Raw genomic sequence first — 18783 nt, 5'->3', positions numbered from 1 at the left:
TCGGGCGGATCTCAGGTGATCTTCACGACCGGGCCCGGGGTGATGCCGTTCTCGTTGAAGGAGTCGACGGCCACCCAGTAGTCGTGTCCCGCGTTCAGGCTTCGGAGATCGAGAGCGTTCTGCTCGTAGAGCAGCCAGCTGTGGTACAGCTTGTCCGGCGCGATGCCGTAGCGGACGTTGTAACCGTGGGCCGTCTCGCAGGGCTCCCAGTCGAGCCTGGCCGTGAGGTCGTCGACGCGCCTGGCTCGCGCGGTGGCGGCCGCGGGTGCCGTTCCGTCGCCGGTGCCGAAGACGCGCAGGCCGCTGACGGAGACGGGGCCGTCGAAGGGCATCCGGCCGGCCGTGACCTTGACGAACCGGGCTCGTCGGGCGTGATCGAGCACCACGAGCGCGTGCGGAGCGTCCTCGCCCGATCCTCGGTTGTCCGAGACCGTGTCCCACTGCTCGCCGTCCCGCGAGATCTCGATGAGCACTTCGGTCGGCTGGAGATCGGGGTAGATCGCCCTCCAGGCCCCGGTGGCCTCACCGCCGTCGGTCCTCTCCGGCGCGTGCGCGGCCAGGTCCTGGTCGGCGAGGTTGAGCTGGATCGCCGAGACGGTGCGTTCCTCGCCCAGGTCGATCTGGAGCCACTGTCCGGGCTCGGCCGTCGCGGCGGTCCACCAGGTACGGATGTCCTCGTTGACCGCGAGGTCGGGTTCGTGGCCTTCCGCGAAGGACGACGCGGTCGTCCTCGCGCGAAACGACTGCAGCATCCATCCGGCGAAGGTGCCGGTCCACGGATCGACCCTGCGGTCCGGCATGATCATCGGATAGTCCGCGAAGTTCTGGTTGCAGAAGAGGACGCCCTCGGCGTCGAAACCGGCGGGGAACAGTCCGACGCGCCGTTCGAACTCGTGGTGCACCGAGATCCGCATGGTCGAGGCGTGCCACCAGTTGCCGTACGCGTCCTGGAAGGTGCTGCCGTGGCCCGCGCCGGTGATGAAGCCGCCGGGCTTCGACGAGAACGGGCTGTTCGGCGCGTACGCGAACGGCCCGAGCGGCGATGACCCGGTGTAGTAGCCGTCCGCGTAGGTGTTCCATTCCGTGCCCGGTGCGGAGTACTGCAGGTAGTAGGTGTCCTCGTGCCGGGTCATCCAGGCACCCTCGATGAACGGGGCGTCACCGAGGTACTCGGCGATCGCCTTCGCCAGTTCCGTCGTGGGTTCGGTCTTGACGTGGTTCTCCCCGACCTGTTCCCAGCCGTGGTGTTCGGGATCGCCGCTGACGAGCGGGACCGGTTCGCCGATCCTGTCCATGGTCTCCGGGTCGACGCGGACGCCGGTGATGGGTTCCTTGTTGGAACACCCCCAGTAGAAGTAGACGGCACCGTCGTCGTCCTGGAAGAGGTTCGGATCCCAGAAGGGGAAGCCCGGGTTCACCTGGGTGAAGTCGTCCGACAGGGGGTCCTCGCTGCGGAAGAACGGGCTGTCGGTCTGCCGGGACGCCGAGACGTAGAGGGCGCCGTTGATCTCTCGGACGTCCGGAGCGTAGTCGAGCGCGGGAAGTGTCTGGCTGGGCCGGTACTCCCAGGTCAGCAGGTCCGTCGAGTGCCAGAAGCCGGCCGACATCGACGCGAAGAGGTAGAACCGGCCGCGGTACAGGATCACCGACGGGTCGGCCGCTTCCCGGTGCACGGTCCGGCCCCCGGACATGGGGCGCAGGTCCTGGTAGCGATAGGGGAGGTTCAGCGGATTGCAGACAGCCCGTGTCGTGCCGTCGCGGGAGTCGGATGTCATCAGTTCCTGCTTTCTTCTTCGCTGGGGGAAGTGGGGCCGGAGTCGGCCAGCAGCGACAGGAGCCAGTCGCCGTCGATGGCTCCGCCGCTCAGGTTGAGGATCTGCGCCATCGGCATCGACGCCACCATGCTCATCTGGTCGCCGGCGTCGTCGAGTTCCGCCCCGCTCTGCGCCATGAGCGGAGCCATACGCGTCCGAAGCGGGGGGCCCGCGACGGGGTGTGCGAGCCATTCGCCGACGTTCGACTGCAGCGACGGCGGCGGCTGGATACCGTCACCGTCGAGGTGGACGGCGCGCTCGTGAAGCACGGTGGCGGCGTTCTCGCCGACCTGGACGACGTAGGTGCCGTCCGGCACGACCCATCGGGAGAGGAGGACGTCCCAGTACGCGAAGGCTCGCCGGTCCAGCCGCAGGTGGACCTCCTTCGCCTGTCCGGGCTCCAGGTGTGTCTTGGTGAAGGCCGCGAGCGCGCGCTCCGGGCGCCGCACGGGACCGGCCTGCGTGGAGACGTACACCTGCACCACGTACTTGCCGGCGCGCGTGCCCGTGTTGGTGACCGTGACGGCCACCGTTGCTTCGGCCGGCCCTTCGACCCGCACCTGCAGCTCGGAGACGTCGAACTCGGTGTAGCTCAGGCCGTGTCCGAACGGGTAGCGGACCGGGGCACCGACCGTCTCGTAGTAGCGGTACCCGACCATGACGCCCTCGCTGTAGCGGACGTGTCCCTGCTCCCCGGGGAACGACAGACAGGTGGGGGTGTCCTCGATGCGGTGGGGGATGGTCTCCGCGAGGCGGCCGGAGGGGTTGGCCGCGCCGAAGAGGAGATCGGCGAGCGCCGCGCCGCCGCCCTGTCCGAGGAGGAAACCCTCCAGGATCGCGTCGACGTCGTCGTGCCAGTCATCGAGCGAGACGACCCCTCCGTTCGCGAGCACGACCACGGTCCGCGGGGCGACCGCTGCGATCTCTTTGATGAGCTTCACCTGCGCGGGCGGGAGTTCGAGGCGCTCGCGGTCCAGACCCTCGGTCTCCTCGGCCTCCGGGTTGCCCGCGAACACGACGACCACTTCGGCGTCGGCCGCCGCGCGCACCGCCTCCGCGCGGAGCGCTTCGCCGTCCTCGTCCCGGGTGTCGAATCCCCGCGCGTACATGAGCGTGGTCCCCCGCGAGGCGGCATGGGCTTCGACGCACCCGAGCGGGATGTCGACACGTGTGGCGTTCACGTGTGAGCTGCCGCCGCCCTGATAGCGAGGTGTGGTCGCGAACTCCCCGACCACGAGGACGGACGACGCTCGGTCGAGCGGGAGGGTGCCGTGCGCGTTCTTCAGGAGGACCGCGCATTCGGCCGCGAGCTCGCGAGCCAGTTCGTGGTGCGCGTCCAGATCCGGAGCGGTTGTCCGGTCTCCGGCCGCGTCGACGAGTGCGAGCACGCGCTCCGCCGCGCGGTCCACCGCCGCTTCCTCGACACGACCGTCCCGGACGGCTTCGACGAGGGCCTGCGTAGCGTGGTGCCCTGGTCCCGGCATGCACAGATCCAGACCGGCGTTCAGGGCCGCGGGACGTGTGCGCACCGCGCCCCAGTCGGAGATCACCGCGCCGGTGTACCCCCATTCATCGCGCAGGACCTGTGTGAGCAGCCAGTGGTTCTCCGACGCGGGAACGCCGTTGATCTTGTTGTAGGAGCACATGACCGTGGCCGGCTCGGCCTCCGTGACGACGCGTTCGAAAGCCGCCAGATGGATCTCCCGCAGCGTACGTTCGTCGACATCGGCGCTGATGACCATGCGCTCGGTCTCCTGGTCGTTGGCCGCGAAGTGCTTCAACGACGCCCCTACGCCGCCCGCCTGAAGTGCCCTCACGTAGGCGGTGGCCAGCACCCCGGACAGCAGCGGGTCCTCCGAGAAGTACTCGAAGTTGCGTCCGCCGAGGGGGGAGCGCTTGATGTTGACGCCGGGTCCGAGCAGGACATCCACGCCCAGGGCGCGGGCCTCCTCGGCGAGCGCTGCGCCGATCTTCGCGGCCACCTCCTCGCTCCAGCTCGACCCCACCGCGACAGCGGGCGGAAAGCAGGTCGCCGGTTCGCTGTGGTGCAGCCCCAGGTGATCGGTGCCGTGCTTCTGACGCCGGACCCCGTGGGGACCGTCGGAAAGCACGATCGCGTCGATGCCTTCCTCGGGGACGGCCGCGGTGGACCAGAAGCCGCCGCCGGTCAGCAACGATGCCTTCTGTTCGAGCGACAAGGCCTGCAGGTCGACTTTCGCCATGAGATTTCTTTCTGTGCCGGCCCGGGCGGGGCCACGGTGAGAGTGGTGGGCGGGCTGTCGCGACGGGCGCGCGGCACCGCTCGCCCGTGCGGGTGGGTGAACGGATCCGGCTCGTTGGACGACGAGGTCGCCGAGGGAGCCGTATGAGAGCCGCGTGGGCGCCCAGAGACCGTGAGGGTCGGTCCGGCCCTGGGGCCGGACCGATTAAGTGCGGTCAGGAGGCCGCCGCTTGGCCCACTTCGGCTTCGTCGAGCCGCTTGACCTTCGGTATCAGCAGGATGAGGAGACCGCCCAGCGCTACGCAGCCGGCCTCCAGCCAGAACCCGTTGGCGAAGCCGGAGTCGCCGTAGAACTGGGTGCCCTTGAGCACTGTGCCGCCCTTGGCCATGACCACGAAGGTGAGTTGGAGGACGACCGCCTGGATAACGCCCTGCACCATGCTCTGGGCCCCGTTGGCCAAGGCCTGCTCCTCGGGCGGAACCGCACCGATGATCATGATGGGCACGATGGAGGCCGTCATGCCGGTGCCTACTCCGGAGATGAGGCCCATGATGATGATCTCGGACGCCGAGTGGTGCAGATGGGAGCCGAGAGCGAAACCGGCTGCGGCGAATACTGCGGCGGTGCCCAGCAGGATCCGGGCGTCCATCCGGCGGGCCAGCACCCCGGTCAGGACTGCCACCGCGATGATCAGGACGCTCATGGGGCTGGTCACGACCGCGTTTCTCGTCGCCGACCAACCCAGGCCCGCGGACATGCCGGGGATCTTCGGCATGAGGGCCAGCAGCTGCATGACCGTGCCCACCGAGTAGACCCCGGCCGCGACCACCGCCGTCGCGACCAGGACCGTCCACACTCTGCGCCGCCGGAGCATCGAGAGTGGGAACAGAGGGCTCGTGACGCGGCTCTCGACGACCGCGAACGCGATCAGCGCGAGCGTGCCCGCACCGAGGTAGGTGAAGAGTTCGCCGCTGGTCCAGCCCCACTCGGTGCCCTTCCCGATGGCATAGACGATGGCCGTGAGGCCACCCCCCAACAGCACTCCGCCCAGCCAGTCCATGCGGGCACGCTCCTCACGGACAGGGCTCTCGGGCACGACCGTGATCAGTAGGATCAGGCTCAGCACCGTGGCGATCGCCATGAACCACAGAGCGCCGCGGAAGCCGTAGTCGTCGATGACCCACCCGGACAGGAACGGCCCGCCCAGGCCGACCAGGCCGAGACCCCCGCCCATGAGTCCACTGGCAGGCCCCACCAGGTGGCGGGGGAACACGTCACGCGCGATCGAGTAGGAGAGCGCCGCGATCGGCACGTACAGGCCCGCGACAGCCCGCCCTACGAGCAGCGTGGCGTAGTTCGGCGCGAGGGCCGCGATGACGTCACCGACGAGCCCGAGCACGGAGATGGCGATCATCATGCGCCTCTTGCCGTACATTCCGGCGGCCTTCACCACGAAGGGCATGACGAACGTTCCGATCAGGACGCCCATCAGGCCGAACCAGGCGATCTGCGTGGTGCGGAAGTGGATGGCGACGGCGGACTGCGCGTTGCCCGCCAGCAGGCTGACGACCGGGAGGACCTGAGCGGTCCACACCAGGGCGAGCAGGGTGAGTGAGTGCCGGACACCGAACCGGATTTTGGCGTTCGGCTCTGCGGCGCCCTCAGTGATCGCGAGTTTCTGTGACATGTGCGGCCCTTCAATCAGGTGGTTCGGAAACGTGCGGAGCCTCCGGGATCGGCGTGCGTGCCGGAGTGTGCATGCCGCGGGCGGGCTCACGAAGTCGGGGCGCTGCCGCGCTCAATCAACTTGATGAGGGGTCGGGACCCATGCGGCCTCCGTGCAGGGAGGTCGCCATGTACGGCTCCCGGCACCTCGCCGGTAGTTCAGGTATCACGCGGCGACAGGCCACTGACTGTTAACGCGCGTCAAGACCTAAGCAGAGCGCATTAACGCGCGTCAATAGTGCTGCAGACTGTAGGTGTCACGCGTTAATAGCGATAGACTGCAGTGAGGGCCATGAGGGAAACGGAGGCAACGGTGATCGCTACCAGTCAGGACGTCGCCGACCGGGCAGGCGTCTCGCGATCCACCGTCAGCCAGATCCTGAACGGCCGCGGAGACCAGTTCGCAGCGGAGACCCGGGCACGCGTGCACCAAGCCGTAGCCGAACTCGGCTATGAACCCTCCGCAGCGGGGCGGACGCTGGCCAAGGGGTCGAGCGACATCGTCATCGCGCTCATCCCCGACACGACCTTCGGTGGGAACCTGCAGGACATCTACGGCGCCCTCACCGACGAGTTGTCCCGGCGTGGACTCGCCCTGGTCCTACGGCTCTCCACCCACACCACGGCGTCACTGGATCGCCTTGTCATCGGGATGAAGCCGCGGGCCATCCTGTCCCTCACCCCGTTCTCCGACGCCGACAGACAGCTACTCGAGCGTCGAGGCGTCGAGGCGATCGACCCGGAGAGCACGTCACACCGCGACGTCAACTCCGAGATCGGCAGGCTCCAGGCGCGCCACCTGATCGACCGGGGCTACCGGCATCTCGCCTACGCCCACCTGCACGACGCGCGCAGCGACACCTTCGGCGGCCCTCGTGAGCGTGAGTTCGTGGACGAGTGCCGTACACGCGGCGTCGACGACCCGCGGATCCTCACGCTCGGGATCAACGCCGCGGACGCCGTGGCCGCACTGGACCAGCTCGGCGATCCGGGCTTCGCCGTCGGCTGCTACAACGACGACGTGGCGACCGCCCTGCTCCACGCCGCCTCGCTCCGCGGATGGCGAGTGCCGCAGGACCTGGCGCTGATCGGCATGGACCACACCCCTCTCTCCCGTCTCACCACTCCCCCGCTGACGACCATGGAGTACGACACATCCGCGGTGACAGAAGCAACCGTCCAGTCGATCCTCTCCCGCCTGGACAAGGACGCGATCAGTGACACGCACACCGAAGTGCGCCTCCGGGTCATCCAAGGCGGGAGCAGCTGATCTCAGGGCTCTGCCCCGACCGAGGTGATCGGCGATGGCTGTAGTGGCGGGCGGCTGACGGCACGCAGCGGAATTCGCGTAGCCGCAGAAGTCATTGAACTGCGAAAGCAGGCACCGGCTGCAGCACTGGCCACCGGATGCGCGCACCTGGGGGATCGTCAGCCGGATGCGGCCTTGGTGTCGACGTTGTCGTGGATTACCTGTGGGGCCACGTCACCGAGACGGCGATGACCGCCATCGCCGGCGCGCGCAAGGACGCAGCTCGCCGGCTGCGCTGGATCCACGTCGGCGCGATGGCCGGTCCCGCCATCACCCTTCCCGGCGCAGCGCTGCGCAAGGTCAACATCGACCTCGTCGGCAGCGGTCAGGGCTCCGTCTCCCCCACGGACATGAACACCGCATACCGCGGACTCGCCGACCGCCTTCCCACCGCCAACCTGACCATCGAGACGCTCGCCATGCCTCTGAGCGAGGTGCAAGCCGCATGGAACACCACCACCCCGTCCGGCACCCGCATCGTGCTGGTCCCATGACGCACGCGCGCTTTCGAACAGGCGAAAGCTGTCTCGACCTGCCGCCAGGTTGACCACGCGCCCCGTCGGCGTCGCGGATGCCACAGACCGATCCGCGCCCTGGCCCTGGCGCGCTTGGCTACGCCGCCAGAACGGACTGTCCAACCGAGGAACCGCCGACTCACGGCCCCCAGCCGCACACACCTGGTCCGGGCAACGATTGCTCCATCCATTCCAACGTGGCTACACTGCAGCCACAGAAAAGGCTACGGCGTAGCCAATAATCAGGTCATCAAAGGTCCAGCCGTCGACACGCCATCGCCGGAGACGCGGCACTGCCGGGCGGCGACGGCATGCGCCCAGTGCTTCCACGTCCGCACCACCACCGTTCGAGAGGCAGACGATGCCCGTCCTCATCGCGATAGCGATCTACGCGATCCGGCTCGCGCGCGCCCCCATGGACGTGCGGCTGAAGAAGCGCCACGCCGGACCGCTGACAGTGACAGCCGGGGCCGTGGTCCTCTACCTGGCGTGGGACTGGCTCCGCCAAGACGGCATCAGCACCGTGTACTTCGTCGGCGAGTTCGCCGGTGTCGCGGCCGCCTATCTGATGACCTGCACCCTGGTGCTGGCCACCCGGCTCACGTGGCTGGAGCAGTGGTTCGGCGGACTGGACCGCATGTACTTCTGGCACAAGCAGTACGCCCTGGGATCCATGCTCCTGCTCTCGCCCCACCTCCTTCTCCACTTCTTCTCCGGCTTCGACGGCAGCGCGGACCACTACGCCGGCACCCCCCGGGCCGGCCAGCTCGTGGGGATGGGCCACGTCCTCGGCGCCGCGTCCGCCATCGGCCTGCTCGTGCTGGTCCTCATCTCGCTGGGCCAGGTCGGTCGCATCCTCCGCTTGCCCTACGAACGCTGGCTCTTCCTGCACCGCCTCACCGGTCTCCTGCTCCTGTCCGCTCTCATGCACGGCTGGTTCCTCGACCTCGTCATCAACGGATCCGCGATTCTCCTGGCCCTCTACGTCACCATGGCCACTGTCGGCCTGGCCGCCTACGCCTATGACGAACTGGTGCTGCGACGCAGGGAACCCCAGGCCGACTACACCATCCGCCGTGTCTCGCGGCCCGCCACCGACATCGTCGATCTCACCCTGGCCCCCACCGGCTCGCACGCCCTGCCCCTGATCGGCGGCCAGTTCGTCTACCTGCGCGTGGGCGGCCGACGCGCCTGGCGCGAGCACCCTTTCAGCGTGGCCGGAGTCCAGCCCGACGGATCGGTCCGTCTCACCGTCCGCGCGCTCGGCCGCGGCACCCGGAGGCTCTACACGGACGTACGCGAAGGACTGCCCGCCACCCTCAACGGCCCGTACGGCATGTTCGACCACACTCTCGGCGGACCCCGCCAGATCTGGATCGCCGGCGGCATCGGCATCGCTCCGTTCCTCGGCTGGCTCACACACCCGAGCGGCACGCTCCCCCGCGCCGACCTCTTCTACTGCGCTCCGACCGCCGACACCGCACCTTTCCTTGCGGAGCTGACGGAGGCGGCCGAGTGCCTTCCCGGACTCCGCCTCCACCCGACGTTCAGCCGCAGCCAGGGCCATCTCACCGCCGACAGGATCCGGACAACGGCCGGCCCGCTCACGCCGGACACCCACGTCTTTCTCTGCGGCCCCGCGTCCATGGTCGAAGACCTCAGCCGGGACCTCCACCGCCAGGGCATCCCCCGGAACCACGTCCACGCCGAACACTTCGCCTTCCGCTGACGAGCCGCCAGCCGGGACTCCCATAAGTGTGGGTCTTCCGGCGCCGTTGACAAAAAGGCCACGCCGGAAGCCGGGAAGACGATCGCCGTTGCCTTTCCTCCACCGAAGCCGGTCGGCCGACGTCGGCTCCCGTCAACGGGCCGACGGCGGTGGCCGGGGGGGGTCTCGTCGGTGTCCACCCGGATGATGGTCGCGCCGCCCATCGGGCGAGGGCCGGCTGTCGTGAGCGCCAGCCCCTAGGCCCCGCCCTCCAAGGCACCGCCCTTGCGGGCGACGCCGCCGAGCCAGGCCAGGCTCGGCTTGGGGGTGCGCTCGAACGTCTCACGGTCGACGGCGATGAGCCCGAACGTCGGTCCCCACCGGCCCCACTCGAAGTTGTCGAGCGCGGACCAGTGCAGGCAGGTACCCGCGGACGTCGACACCCTCGGCGACCGCGTCGTACAGGTGCCCCAGCGCCTCGCTCGTGTAGGCGATCCGGCGTGTGTCGTCGGCGGTGGCGATGCCGTTCTCGGTGACGAGCAGGGGGATCCCCTCCGTGGCCTCCCAGGCATGGCGCAGCGCGATGCCGAGGGCGTCCGGTCGGTACGCCCAACCGGTGAGCGTGTTGTCGGGGCTCTCGGGAGCGGGAACGATGCCGTCCCTGCTCACCAACTGGCTGGTGTACGACTGCACGCCGAGGAAATCGTCCCACGGGCCCCGTGGTGGTAGAGGTCCTCCCAGGCCCACCGCAGTTCGGCGTACACCTCCTCGCTGCCGGCCATGGGAACGAGGGCCTGTTGCGCCACGGTCCTGCCGACCTTCGCCGACGTGTGCTCGCGCACCACGGCCACAGCGGCCCGGTGCGCTCGCACGAGGGCCTCGCCAATGACCGGGGCGGGGGTGGGCATCCGGACGTCCGCGCCGAGGTTCATGTCGGCGCCCTCCGCCACCGCCGCGGCCATGCCGCTCATCATGGCCAGGATGTTCGGCTCGTTGATGGTGCAGACCCAGGTGACGTCGTGGAGGATCGCGCAGGCACGCTCGATGTACCGGGTGAAGCGGTCGACGGCGCTCGGGCTCGTCCATCCGCCCTCGTCGGTGAACCAGCGGGGGTCGCGTCGCCGCTGAGCTCCAGGTGCCCCGCGTTCTGGTGCTCCGTGCGCCACCAGTCGCTGTTGAGGTTGTTGCCCTCGATCTGGTGCGGCGAGGTGGACGCACCCCACAGGAAGTCGGGGCGAAGGTCCGTATTGCGGCTCATCGGGTTGCCTCCAGGATCTCGCTCAGGTCGTCGGCGCACTCGGGACGCCTAGGACGTTCGGGTATGGGCAGGCCGGGATGGACGCGAGGGGTGGGGTGGCCGCATGAGCATGAGCGGGAAGGGGGAACCCTGAGATCACAGAAACGTCGTCGAGTCGAAAATCTATCACTCAAAAAACTTCAGAGCCAGCCTGCGCGCCAGGAGTACACGGGCTCGGCTCCGGTAGCGCTGCCGTGGGCGGCCCGAACGAGCGGCCTCATCGTCCTGAGGGGGCGAAGGCCAGTCCGAGATCGCGATCCAGTACCACCCCGCCGACGCGGATCGTCGTGGAGGCCGGCTCCGGTAACGAGACGGAGCCGGCCGAGTGGCCGCTGGGGCCCCAGACCACACCAGAACGGCCCGTGCCCTCAGAACATGGCTCCAGCGCTGATGCCGCCCGAGAGGATCGCGGAAATCTCCGGTCCCGCCACGAAGACGCGGTCGCAGGGCGAGGGTCGGAGACCGCAGGGTGCCGCCGAACCCTGGTAGTCCGGTCAGTCGGCCCGCCTGGCCTCTCGCCCCGAGTCGGCCGACGGCAACAACATCCTGGTGAACGTCTCGGCGATCGCGGCGATGTCCACCGTGGGGTCATGCATCCACTGGACCTGCAGACCGTCCAGCACCGCCAACACTGTCCTGGCCACGTGGTCGGCCGGCACATCGGACCGGACCACACCATCCCGCTGCTGACCCTGGACGTACTGCGTGCTCTCGGCCGCGAGGCTCCGGTAGCGCTCGGTGAAGTAGCTGTGCGCCGGGCTCTCCGGATCCGTGGCCGCCGCCGAGAGCGTGACGTACAGCTTGGCCAGGCCAGGATGGTCGGTGGTGTGGCGTGTGCTCGCCACCATGCCGTCGACCATGGTCTGGCCTTCGCCAGCGCCGCCGGCGAAGGCCTTGCCCACCACGTCCCTCCGGTCCAGAACCGCAAGAAGCAGGTCGTCGCGCGTGGGGAAGTAGTAGGTCAGCGCCGGCTGCGTCACCCCGACCCGGTCGGCGATGTCCTGCAGCGAGGCTCGTTCTCCGTGCTCGTCGATGGCCTCGTAGGCGGCCTGGAGGATCTGCTCCCGGCGCTCCGCGCTCTTGCGGTACGGGCCGCGTGGCTTCCGCTGGTTCGTCACTCGACAGACCGTACTTCACCGTGTTCGTCGGCGAGTCGGCGTATGGCCTGCACTGTCGTACCTCGACGTCGACGGTCGCTCGCCAGCGGCCTGAAGGCACGGCAGGACGGAGGCGCTCACCGATGTCGCAGGCGCGGCCGCCCGACCGTCTCGGCGCGGCAGGGCACCGATGTGTCAGGGCACCGGCGCCCCGCCGGCCGTTCCCAGCGACCGTGATCGTCGCGGCGCGGGGAGTGCGTCGGCGGGCGGGGCCGCGGTCCGACGGCTGAGTGAACCGGTCATCAGCGCACGTGCCGCTGAGCCGGACGACTTTCGTTCCGGCGTCGCCGCGCGACCGGACGCCAGAGGCCGTCGGGCTTTCACCCGACCGTGGCCATGCCGGTCTGTTTCGTCGGCAGGTGATCTCAACGTCAGGGCCAGACCATGAAGCCCTCGTGCCGGACCTGCCATGTGCCGTCGCGGGGGAAGCCCGGACAGTCGGTGCCGGCGGCCTCGGTGCAGTCCCAGCCGGCCGCCATGAGGGACACGGCGGCGAGCAGGCCGCCGTTGGCCGCGTTGTAGAGCGGCAGGGGGCTGCCGAACTGAGGGCTGTGGCCGACCGGCGAGTACGTGTTCTTCGGGGTGTCCATGAGCAGGGCGTCCACGGCGAGGTCCGGACGGCCGACGCGGGTCGCGGTCATCGCCATGGCCGGGAAGTCCCAGCCCCAGGCGGACTCCCACTGCCAGTCGCCGAGGACGTCGAGGAGCGTCGCCTCCATCACGCCCGCGTCGATGAGCGGGCCGTCGGGGACGACACCGAGGGCGCACAGCATCGAGGGGTGGTCGTCGCGGCGTAGATGGGGCTCGGTCGCGATCGCCGTGTACGTCCCGCGCTCCGGATCCCGGTGCGGCGCGGCCAGGTTGTCCTGGACCCGCTGCCACCGCTTGTCACGCTCCAGGCCGAGGCGTTCGCGCCAGGACTGGGCGATCTCCAGTCCGTACCACCAGTAGGCGAGTTCGAAGGTGGGGTCCTCGGTGGTCTTCGCGTCGTAGAACTCCTGCGCGGGCATCACGGGCGCGGGCAGGTGGTAGGTGCCGGAGCGCTCCTCCACGAAGGAGACCATGAACCGGGCCGTCTCCTCGACGAGTTCGGCGAAGCGGGTGACCAGCCGCGTTCGCTGGTCCTCCTGGCCGCTGCGATGGAGCAGTTCGAGCAGGTAGAGGGGATGGGGCTGCTGCCAGACGAGCAGTGCGCCGATGTCCGACGGGCTCTCCCGTCCGTCCGGGCCGACATGTTTGGGCCAGCGGGCGCCCTCATAGCACTGCCGCCGGGCGGTCTCACGCGCGGAGTCGAGGATGGACAGGTACCAGTCCATGCTGCGGGCAAGCAGTTCGGGGCGGCCCCAGGCGGCGAAGTGGGCAGCGTGCCACCAGTGCATCTCCAGGTGGAACTTGCCCTGCCAGGAGTTGGCGACGAGTCCCGACTCCTGGGGCGGGAGAGAGCCGGCGTTGTTCACGGCGGTCTGGTACTGCGACAGCACCACGCGGCGCTCCAGCTCGGCCGCGCGCGGGTCGGTGCTGCCCGCGAAGTCGATGGCGGCACCCGAGGTCCAGAAGTCGCGCCACCATGCCGTTGCCGCCCCGGCCACAGAGGCGAACGTGTCGCCACCCGGTTCCTCGTCCGGAGCGAAGCCGACCACGAGTTCCAGCGTGGTCGCCGAACCGGTCAGCTCGAACTCGTGCGGCTGCCCGGTCGCGGACAGCGCGCCCTCCGTCCAGTCCAGCGTTACCGCGTAGGTCGTGTCGTCGAGAACCCGCCGGATCCGGGCCGCGCCTTCGCCCAGGTGCTCCGGTGTCGACTCGTGCCGGTCGGGTGAGGTCCAGTCGGAGGTCTGGAAGAAGCCGTCACTGGCATAGGGGAACCGCACGGCGATCCCCGCGAGGCCGCTCGCCAACAGCTCCGACTCGATGCGGAAGGCGACCCGTGCGTGGTGCGGGTGGGCGACCGTGGTGACCCGCACCTCCTGACCGGCGTACTCGAAGCCGCTGTGGATGGTGCCTGACCAGAGGTCGAGTCGCTGGTGAGTGTTCGTGAGCGCCTCGGGGTCGTTCTCCGGCTCGGCGCCGGGGGCGGGACGCAGGCGCAGTCCGACGCGTCCGAGGTCGATGCGGTGCGGGTTCATGTGCAGCCAGGCACCGGCGCGGAACTCCTCCGCGATCTCGCCCCCCATCATCGAGGCGATGTCGAACTTGTCCGGGTACTGCACCGGGCCACGTGCCGTCTGATAGGTCGACATCGCGTCGTCCAGGACGAACCCGTCGGGATTGGGCATGGAGTGCCATCCCCAGTTCGACATGGTCGCGTTGTGGACGGCGAGCCGCTGCTCGGCGAGGGCCGCGGACTGGTCGTGGTAGGCGACGAAGGTCTGCATGCCGGTGATGTCGGCGGTGTAGGCGAAGTCGCCGTTGCCGACCGTCAGGACGTGGGAGGGATCGGGGCGGGTGATCTCGATGGTGTGCCGGCGCACGAGGGATTCTCGGTCGATCATGGTCACTGTTCCTGGTAGTGGTGGCTACGGCTGCTGTTCGGCCGTGACGACGACGTCCACCGGATCGCATCCCGGCGCGGTCGCGGTGAGTCGGATCTTTCCCACGGCGGTGGGTCGCAGGACGGCCAGCGCGCGCCCCTCGTACGTACGGCGTTCCGTGGCGTCGAACCGCTCCTCGGTCGACGGATCGGCGCTGCCGAAGCCGATCAGTTCCCCGGCCCCGGACACCTCGACGCTGATCAGGCGGTCGGCGCCGGTGTGGCGGGTGCCGTTCGCGTCGGTGAGGGTGAGGGTTACGTAGGCCAGGTCGCCGCCCGTCGCGCGGATGACCTGGCGATCGGCCTCGGCGGTCAGCCGTACCGGCCCGTTGGCCCACTGCAGGCTGGAGCGGCCGGTCTCGGCGCCGTCCCGGTAGGCGACGGCGACCAGTTCCCCGGGCACGTAGACGATGTCGAACTCGGTGCGGAAACGGTGCCGCGCGCCCACCGGTCGCCGCCCGAAGGAGTTTCCGTTGCCGAGGAGTTCGACCTCGTCGGCGTCGCTGTAGACCTCGACCGTGATCGGCTTGCCCTCGAAGCCGGGCCAGGTCCAGCTGGAGACGGTGTCGCTCCACGCCCACGGCGACCCCGCCCAGGTCTTGCCGTGGTGCTCGGGTCTCCGCACCGCGATGTACGGCTCGGCGCGCAGGCCGAAGACGATCTCACGGTAGTAGGAAGCGGGCCTGCGATGGCCGGTGATGTCGATGTCGCCGCACCCCGCCACGAGGTGCGGGTACGGCGCGTTGTGCGCCTGCCGGGGCCCGTCCTCGGTGAGGTACTGGGGGCGGCCGATGCCGACCTCGCCCAGGTAGTCCCAGCCGGTCCAGGTGAAGTCGCCGATGACGTGTCCGTACTCCTCCACCAGGTGCCAGTTGCCGGCGATGCGGGTGGGGAAGGTCTCGGTACCGAGGATGATGCGGTTCGGGAACAGGTCGCGGTCGAGGGCGTAGCGGGCCTCGGCGTAGTTCATGCCGGCCACGTCGAGGACGGCGAAGGACTCGGCCGTGCGCTCGCTGACCAGGTCCGAGGAACTGATCGCGTTCATCGCGTCGCCCGCGTCCGCCATGAGGGTGTTGATGCCGGCGCCGTCCTCCGTGGCCTGCTCCAGCGCCTGCTGCTGGAAGGCGCCCAGCTCGGACATGACGGCGAGCATGCCGTTGACGGCGTTGGTGACATAGCGCGTGGGGTCCAGGGCACGGACTTTCTCGGCGAGCCTGCGTCCCCATACGGCCCCGAAGGGCGATCCGGTCTCGGGGATCTCGTTGCCGATCGAGTACATGATGACGCTGGGGTGGTTGACGTCCTTGGCGACCATCGCCTCGATGTCGCGCTCCCACCATTCGGGGAAGTTCAGGCTGTAGTCGAACTCGCTCTTGCCGGAGGTCCACACGTCGAACGCCTCGTCCACGACGAGCACGCCCAGGCGGTCGCAGGCGTCCAGCATCGGCCTGCTCATCGGCTGGTGGGAGATGCGGATCGCGTTGAACCCGGCCTCCTTGAGGATCTCGACCCTCCGTTCCTCGGCCCTGGCGTAGGTCGCTGCGCCGAGGACTCCGTTGTCGTGGTGGACGCAGGCCCCGCGCAGCTTCACGGTCTCGCCGTTGAGCCGCAGGCCCCGCTGCGGATCGAGTCGCAGCGAGCGGATACCGAAGGTGACCGTCTCCTCGTCCACGCCCACCAAGGCCACATGGCAGTCGTAGAGGGTCGGCGTCTCGGGACTCCACAAGGCCGGGAAGGGCACGTAGAGGCGCTGCCGGACCGTCGCCGGCTCGCCGGGCGGCACCGTCGCCTTCGACACGTCGGTCGCGACAACCGCCCCTGACTCGTCCCGTATCTCCGTGACGACATCGACCGTACGCACCTCGATCGAGTCATTGGCCACGTCGGTCGCGACCTCGACGACGGCCCGTGAGTCGTCGATGTCGGGGGTGGTGACCCTGACACCGTCGGGTGCGATGCGGACCACGTCCCCGACGAGCAGCCAGGCGTCGCGGTAGATGCCCGCGCCCGTGTACCAGCGGGAGTCGCGGTGGGCCCGGGCCTCGACACGGATCTCGTTGTCCTCGCCGAACCGCAGGAAACGATCGGCGTCGATGCGGAAGCGGGAGTAGCCGTAGGGTCGTTGGCCGGCATAGGCGCCGTTGATGTGGACGGTCGCGTCGCGGTACACGCCCTCGAACTCGACGAAGATCCGCTTCCCCCGGTACTCCCCCGGGACGGTGAAGGTCTTGCGGTACTCGAAGACGCCGCCGGGGAAGTACGCGCCCGCGGCACCCTCCATCGTGACCTCGCCGTCCGGAGCCGTGCGGTGCTGCTCGATCACCGCGTCGTGCGGCAGGGTCACCGGCCGGAACGGCACCACGTGACCGGACAGCTCGGCGAACGGGTTGACCTTGGGCCGGACCTGCCAGCCGTCGTTGAAGGACGTGCGGATCATGTGGACTCCCGGGCTCCATGAGTGGTCGACTCCCAGCCGACCGAGGGCGCACACACGGCCCCGCAGGACGCGATACACCTCGGCGAGCTCACGTTGAGTGACCGCGTTGTCTCGGTCCCGAAAATCTATCACTCAAAAAACTTGGCGGCCAGGACGAGCGCTCACCGCCATCCGCCGCACTCCGCCCCGGAGCCGAGCACGATGGATACCGCCCCGCCCACCGCCTGCCGCGTCCCACCAAATGACCCACCCACCACCGGCTTCTTCGCGGCGCCGACCGCGAGCGGCCGGCCGAACTGGCTGATTGCACGGCCCTCGACCGACGGCGTGCTCCTACGGGTTCGACCGTGGCCAAGGCGAGCCGGACGACTGCGCAGCTTGAGTGGAACCACCACCACTACGGCGACGCGACCGCCACGCAGGTCGTCGGCCACCGGGCGACCACCCATGTCGCCAGCACCCTGATCGGCTTCGCCAACCAGCCTCTCGTCACCGCGTTGCGTTCATGTGCCGTAACCAATACCGCCGTCACGCCCACCCGCGTGAACCGGGTGCCCGTCCACGACGGGACCGTCACCGTGCACGCTGTCGACGTCCCCGCCTACTCCGCAGTGGTGGTCGTGCTGTCGGGCAGGGCAACTCCACGCGTCCCTCCGGCACCGTGAAGCGGCACTGAACAGCACGTGCCGCGGAGAGCGCGAAGGGAATGGCCGTCCCTGGTCACGGCCTGCGTGACGGTCCGCCGAGTCGGCGGAGTCGGCGGAGTCGGCGGAGTCGGCGGACCGTCATGCCGTCCCTGCGGTCGACGGCCACCAGGACCGGGGCGAGCCTGGCCGGGCAGTACTCGACGAGGCTGCCGGTGAGGCGCTTCGATGTGCCTACTGGTCGAGGCCGACGGCGTTCGAGGGAACGTCGAAGGCCATCAGGGTGAGCGAGACCGCGCTGAACCAGCCCATCAGGACCGTCACGTCGGCGATGCCGGCGTCGCCGAGCAGTTCCTGCGCCCGCTGGAACATCCCCTGCGGCACGATGCGCGCAGCGGCCAGCGTCGAGGAGAGCTCGTACACCATCTGCTGCCGCGGGTCGTCGAACGCGGTCGGCAGCCCCGCGATCAGCGCCTGCGCCTTCTCCGCCTCAAGCCCTCCGAAGATCACACCGATCTTCTCGTGCTCGTAGCTGGCGTACGCGGCGCCCCAGCGCCCGCAGATCACACAGGTGGCGATCTCGATCTCGGCCTTCGACAACGTCGATTTCGTCTGGAAATACGCCCCGACCGGCGTGACCGTCTTGAGGAGCGTCGGGTTCGCCGCCCAGATCTTGTGCGGACCCGGAACGAGGCCGCGCAGCTTCAGCGTGAAGTCGAACGCCTCGCGCATCTCCGGCGACATCTGGTCGACCGGTGTCTCGGTGAAGCGCCCGAACGTACCGAAGTCCTCCGGGTGTTCGAGCATCGCCTTGAGTTCGTTGATATCGGGCATGATTCGCTCCTAGTCGGTCTGGGGCACGGCGCGGCCGGCGGGCACGTCGTACGCGTTGAGCAGGGTGCCGAGCGCCAGGTAGTGGACGGTGATGAATGCGACCGCGGCGAAGCCCTGCCGGCCGAGCTTCGCGACCGCGGCGTCGTACAGCGGCCCCGGCACCGCGCCGCCGCGGGTCAGGGCGGAGGCGACATCCGCGGCGAGGAGCTCGTCCTCGCCCAGGTCGGCCGGGCGCGAGCCTGCGCTCAGGGCCGCGATCTGGTCCGGGCGCAGCCCGGCGCGCAGGGCCAGCGGCGTGTGCGCGTAGAGCTCGTAGGCGACGTTGAACCTGCCGCCGATGGTCAGGATGACGACCTGCCGCGCCCGCTCGCTCAGGCCCGGCAGCTTCTGGGCGACGTCGATGAACTGGCCGAGCGGCACCGCGAGGTCGGGGAAGTGGAGCATCACGCCCCACGGCCCGACGAAGGCACCGTCGGGGTCGCGGACCTCGAAGCCCTGGTACTCCTCGGCCTGGATCATCTTCTCGAAGGCGTCGTAGAGGGGACGCTGCTCGGCGGTCAGCTCCGTGGGGGGAATCAGGGGCAGTCGCATGGT

The 18783-nt window shown here is 69.2% G+C and carries 12 protein-coding genes and 1 pseudogene; 4 read left to right on the top strand and 9 right to left on the bottom strand.

Going from position 1 to position 18783, the window contains the following annotated elements:
* Positions 1-11: 11 nt before the first annotated feature.
* From ACZ4UV_RS12155 to ACZ4UV_RS12145, 3 genes are all read right to left on the bottom strand, one after another.
* On the bottom strand, positions 12-1775 hold the full coding sequence (locus ACZ4UV_RS12155) for a family 43 glycosylhydrolase (RefSeq protein WP_451017210.1): 1764 nt from the start codon (positions 1773-1775) through the stop codon (positions 12-14).
* Entirely contained in the window at positions 1775-4036 is a 2262-nt protein-coding gene (locus tag ACZ4UV_RS12150; protein WP_467837595.1) for a beta-glucosidase, read from the bottom strand. Before ACZ4UV_RS12150 ends, ACZ4UV_RS12155 begins: the two co-directional genes overlap by 1 nt.
* A gap of 214 nt (positions 4037-4250) precedes the next feature.
* Positions 4251-5723, bottom strand: coding sequence for an MFS transporter (locus tag ACZ4UV_RS12145; RefSeq protein WP_451017212.1), 1473 nt, complete (start codon positions 5721-5723; stop codon positions 4251-4253).
* Between the two features lie 351 nt (positions 5724-6074).
* Between ACZ4UV_RS12145 and ACZ4UV_RS12140 the strand changes: the two genes are divergently transcribed.
* From ACZ4UV_RS12140 to ACZ4UV_RS12130, 3 genes are all read left to right on the top strand, one after another.
* Complete coding sequence (locus tag ACZ4UV_RS12140; RefSeq protein WP_451017213.1) at positions 6075-7031, top strand: LacI family DNA-binding transcriptional regulator; 957 nt, start codon at positions 6075-6077, stop codon at positions 7029-7031.
* Positions 7032-7222: 191 nt separating this feature from the next.
* Positions 7223-7564 carry a hypothetical protein gene (locus ACZ4UV_RS12135; protein WP_451017214.1) on the top strand — a complete coding sequence of 114 codons (342 nt, stop codon included), beginning with the start codon at positions 7223-7225 and terminating at the stop codon, positions 7562-7564.
* Between the two features lie 382 nt (positions 7565-7946).
* Positions 7947-9314 (top strand): ferredoxin reductase family protein, encoded by a 1368-nt coding sequence (locus tag ACZ4UV_RS12130; RefSeq protein WP_467837593.1) that lies wholly within the window; start codon positions 7947-7949, stop codon positions 9312-9314.
* A 236-nt stretch (positions 9315-9550) separates the two neighbouring features.
* Here the strand turns inward: ACZ4UV_RS12130 and ACZ4UV_RS12125 are convergent.
* The 4 genes and pseudogenes from ACZ4UV_RS12125 to ACZ4UV_RS12110 form a co-directional block, all read right to left on the bottom strand.
* Positions 9551-10551, bottom strand: a pseudogene (locus ACZ4UV_RS12125) (family 1 glycosylhydrolase).
* A 533-nt stretch (positions 10552-11084) separates the two neighbouring features.
* Positions 11085-11708: a TetR/AcrR family transcriptional regulator gene (locus tag ACZ4UV_RS12120; protein WP_451017216.1), complete on the bottom strand. Its 624-nt coding sequence runs from the start codon at positions 11706-11708 to the stop codon at positions 11085-11087.
* A 410-nt stretch (positions 11709-12118) separates the two neighbouring features.
* Positions 12119-14236, bottom strand: a complete 2118-nt coding sequence (locus tag ACZ4UV_RS12115; RefSeq protein ID WP_467837591.1) for a hypothetical protein — start codon at positions 14234-14236, stop codon at positions 12119-12121.
* Between the two features lie 24 nt (positions 14237-14260).
* Complete coding sequence (locus tag ACZ4UV_RS12110; RefSeq protein ID WP_467837589.1) at positions 14261-16711, bottom strand: glycoside hydrolase family 2 TIM barrel-domain containing protein; 2451 nt, start codon at positions 16709-16711, stop codon at positions 14261-14263.
* 347 nt (positions 16712-17058) lie between these two features.
* On the opposite strand from ACZ4UV_RS12110, the gene ACZ4UV_RS12105 reads away from it, so the two are divergent.
* Positions 17059-17376 carry a hypothetical protein gene (locus ACZ4UV_RS12105; RefSeq protein WP_451017219.1) on the top strand — a complete coding sequence of 106 codons (318 nt, stop codon included), beginning with the start codon at positions 17059-17061 and terminating at the stop codon, positions 17374-17376.
* 213 nt (positions 17377-17589) lie between these two features.
* Here ACZ4UV_RS12105 and ACZ4UV_RS12100 read toward each other — a convergent pair whose 3' ends face one another.
* A complete protein-coding gene (locus ACZ4UV_RS12100) occupies positions 17590-18189 on the bottom strand; it encodes a carboxymuconolactone decarboxylase family protein (RefSeq protein ID WP_451017220.1) in 600 nt (199 codons plus the stop codon).
* Between the two features lie 9 nt (positions 18190-18198).
* Positions 18199-18780 carry a carboxymuconolactone decarboxylase family protein gene (locus ACZ4UV_RS12095; RefSeq protein ID WP_451017221.1) on the bottom strand — a complete coding sequence of 194 codons (582 nt, stop codon included), beginning with the start codon at positions 18778-18780 and terminating at the stop codon, positions 18199-18201.
* Positions 18781-18783: the final 3 nt, after the last annotated feature.

Source organism: Streptomyces sp. NPDC028289 (assembly GCF_055565975.1).
This window is presented reverse-complemented; position numbering and strand designations above follow the sequence as displayed.

What these genes read in the sequence shown, in the direction of transcription:
- ACZ4UV_RS12155 (WP_451017210.1), bottom strand. Translation starts at nt 1,775, where the DNA reads ATGACATCCGACTCCCGCGACGGCACGACACGGGCTGTCTGCAATCCG.
- ACZ4UV_RS12150 (WP_467837595.1), bottom strand. Translation starts at nt 4,036, where the DNA reads ATGGCGAAAGTCGACCTGCAGGCCTTGTCGCTCGAACAGAAGGCATCG.
- ACZ4UV_RS12145 (WP_451017212.1), bottom strand. Translation starts at nt 5,723, where the DNA reads ATGTCACAGAAACTCGCGATCACTGAGGGCGCCGCAGAGCCGAACGCC.
- ACZ4UV_RS12130 (WP_467837593.1), top strand. Translation starts at nt 7,947, where the DNA reads ATGCCCGTCCTCATCGCGATAGCGATCTACGCGATCCGGCTCGCGCGC.
- ACZ4UV_RS12115 (WP_467837591.1), bottom strand. Translation starts at nt 14,236, where the DNA reads ATGATCGACCGAGAATCCCTCGTGCGCCGGCACACCATCGAGATCACC.
- ACZ4UV_RS12110 (WP_467837589.1), bottom strand. Translation starts at nt 16,711, where the DNA reads ATGATCCGCACGTCCTTCAACGACGGCTGGCAGGTCCGGCCCAAGGTC.
- ACZ4UV_RS12100 (WP_451017220.1), bottom strand. Translation starts at nt 18,189, where the DNA reads ATGCCCGATATCAACGAACTCAAGGCGATGCTCGAACACCCGGAGGAC.
- ACZ4UV_RS12095 (WP_451017221.1), bottom strand. Translation starts at nt 18,780, where the DNA reads ATGCGACTGCCCCTGATTCCCCCCACGGAGCTGACCGCCGAGCAGCGT.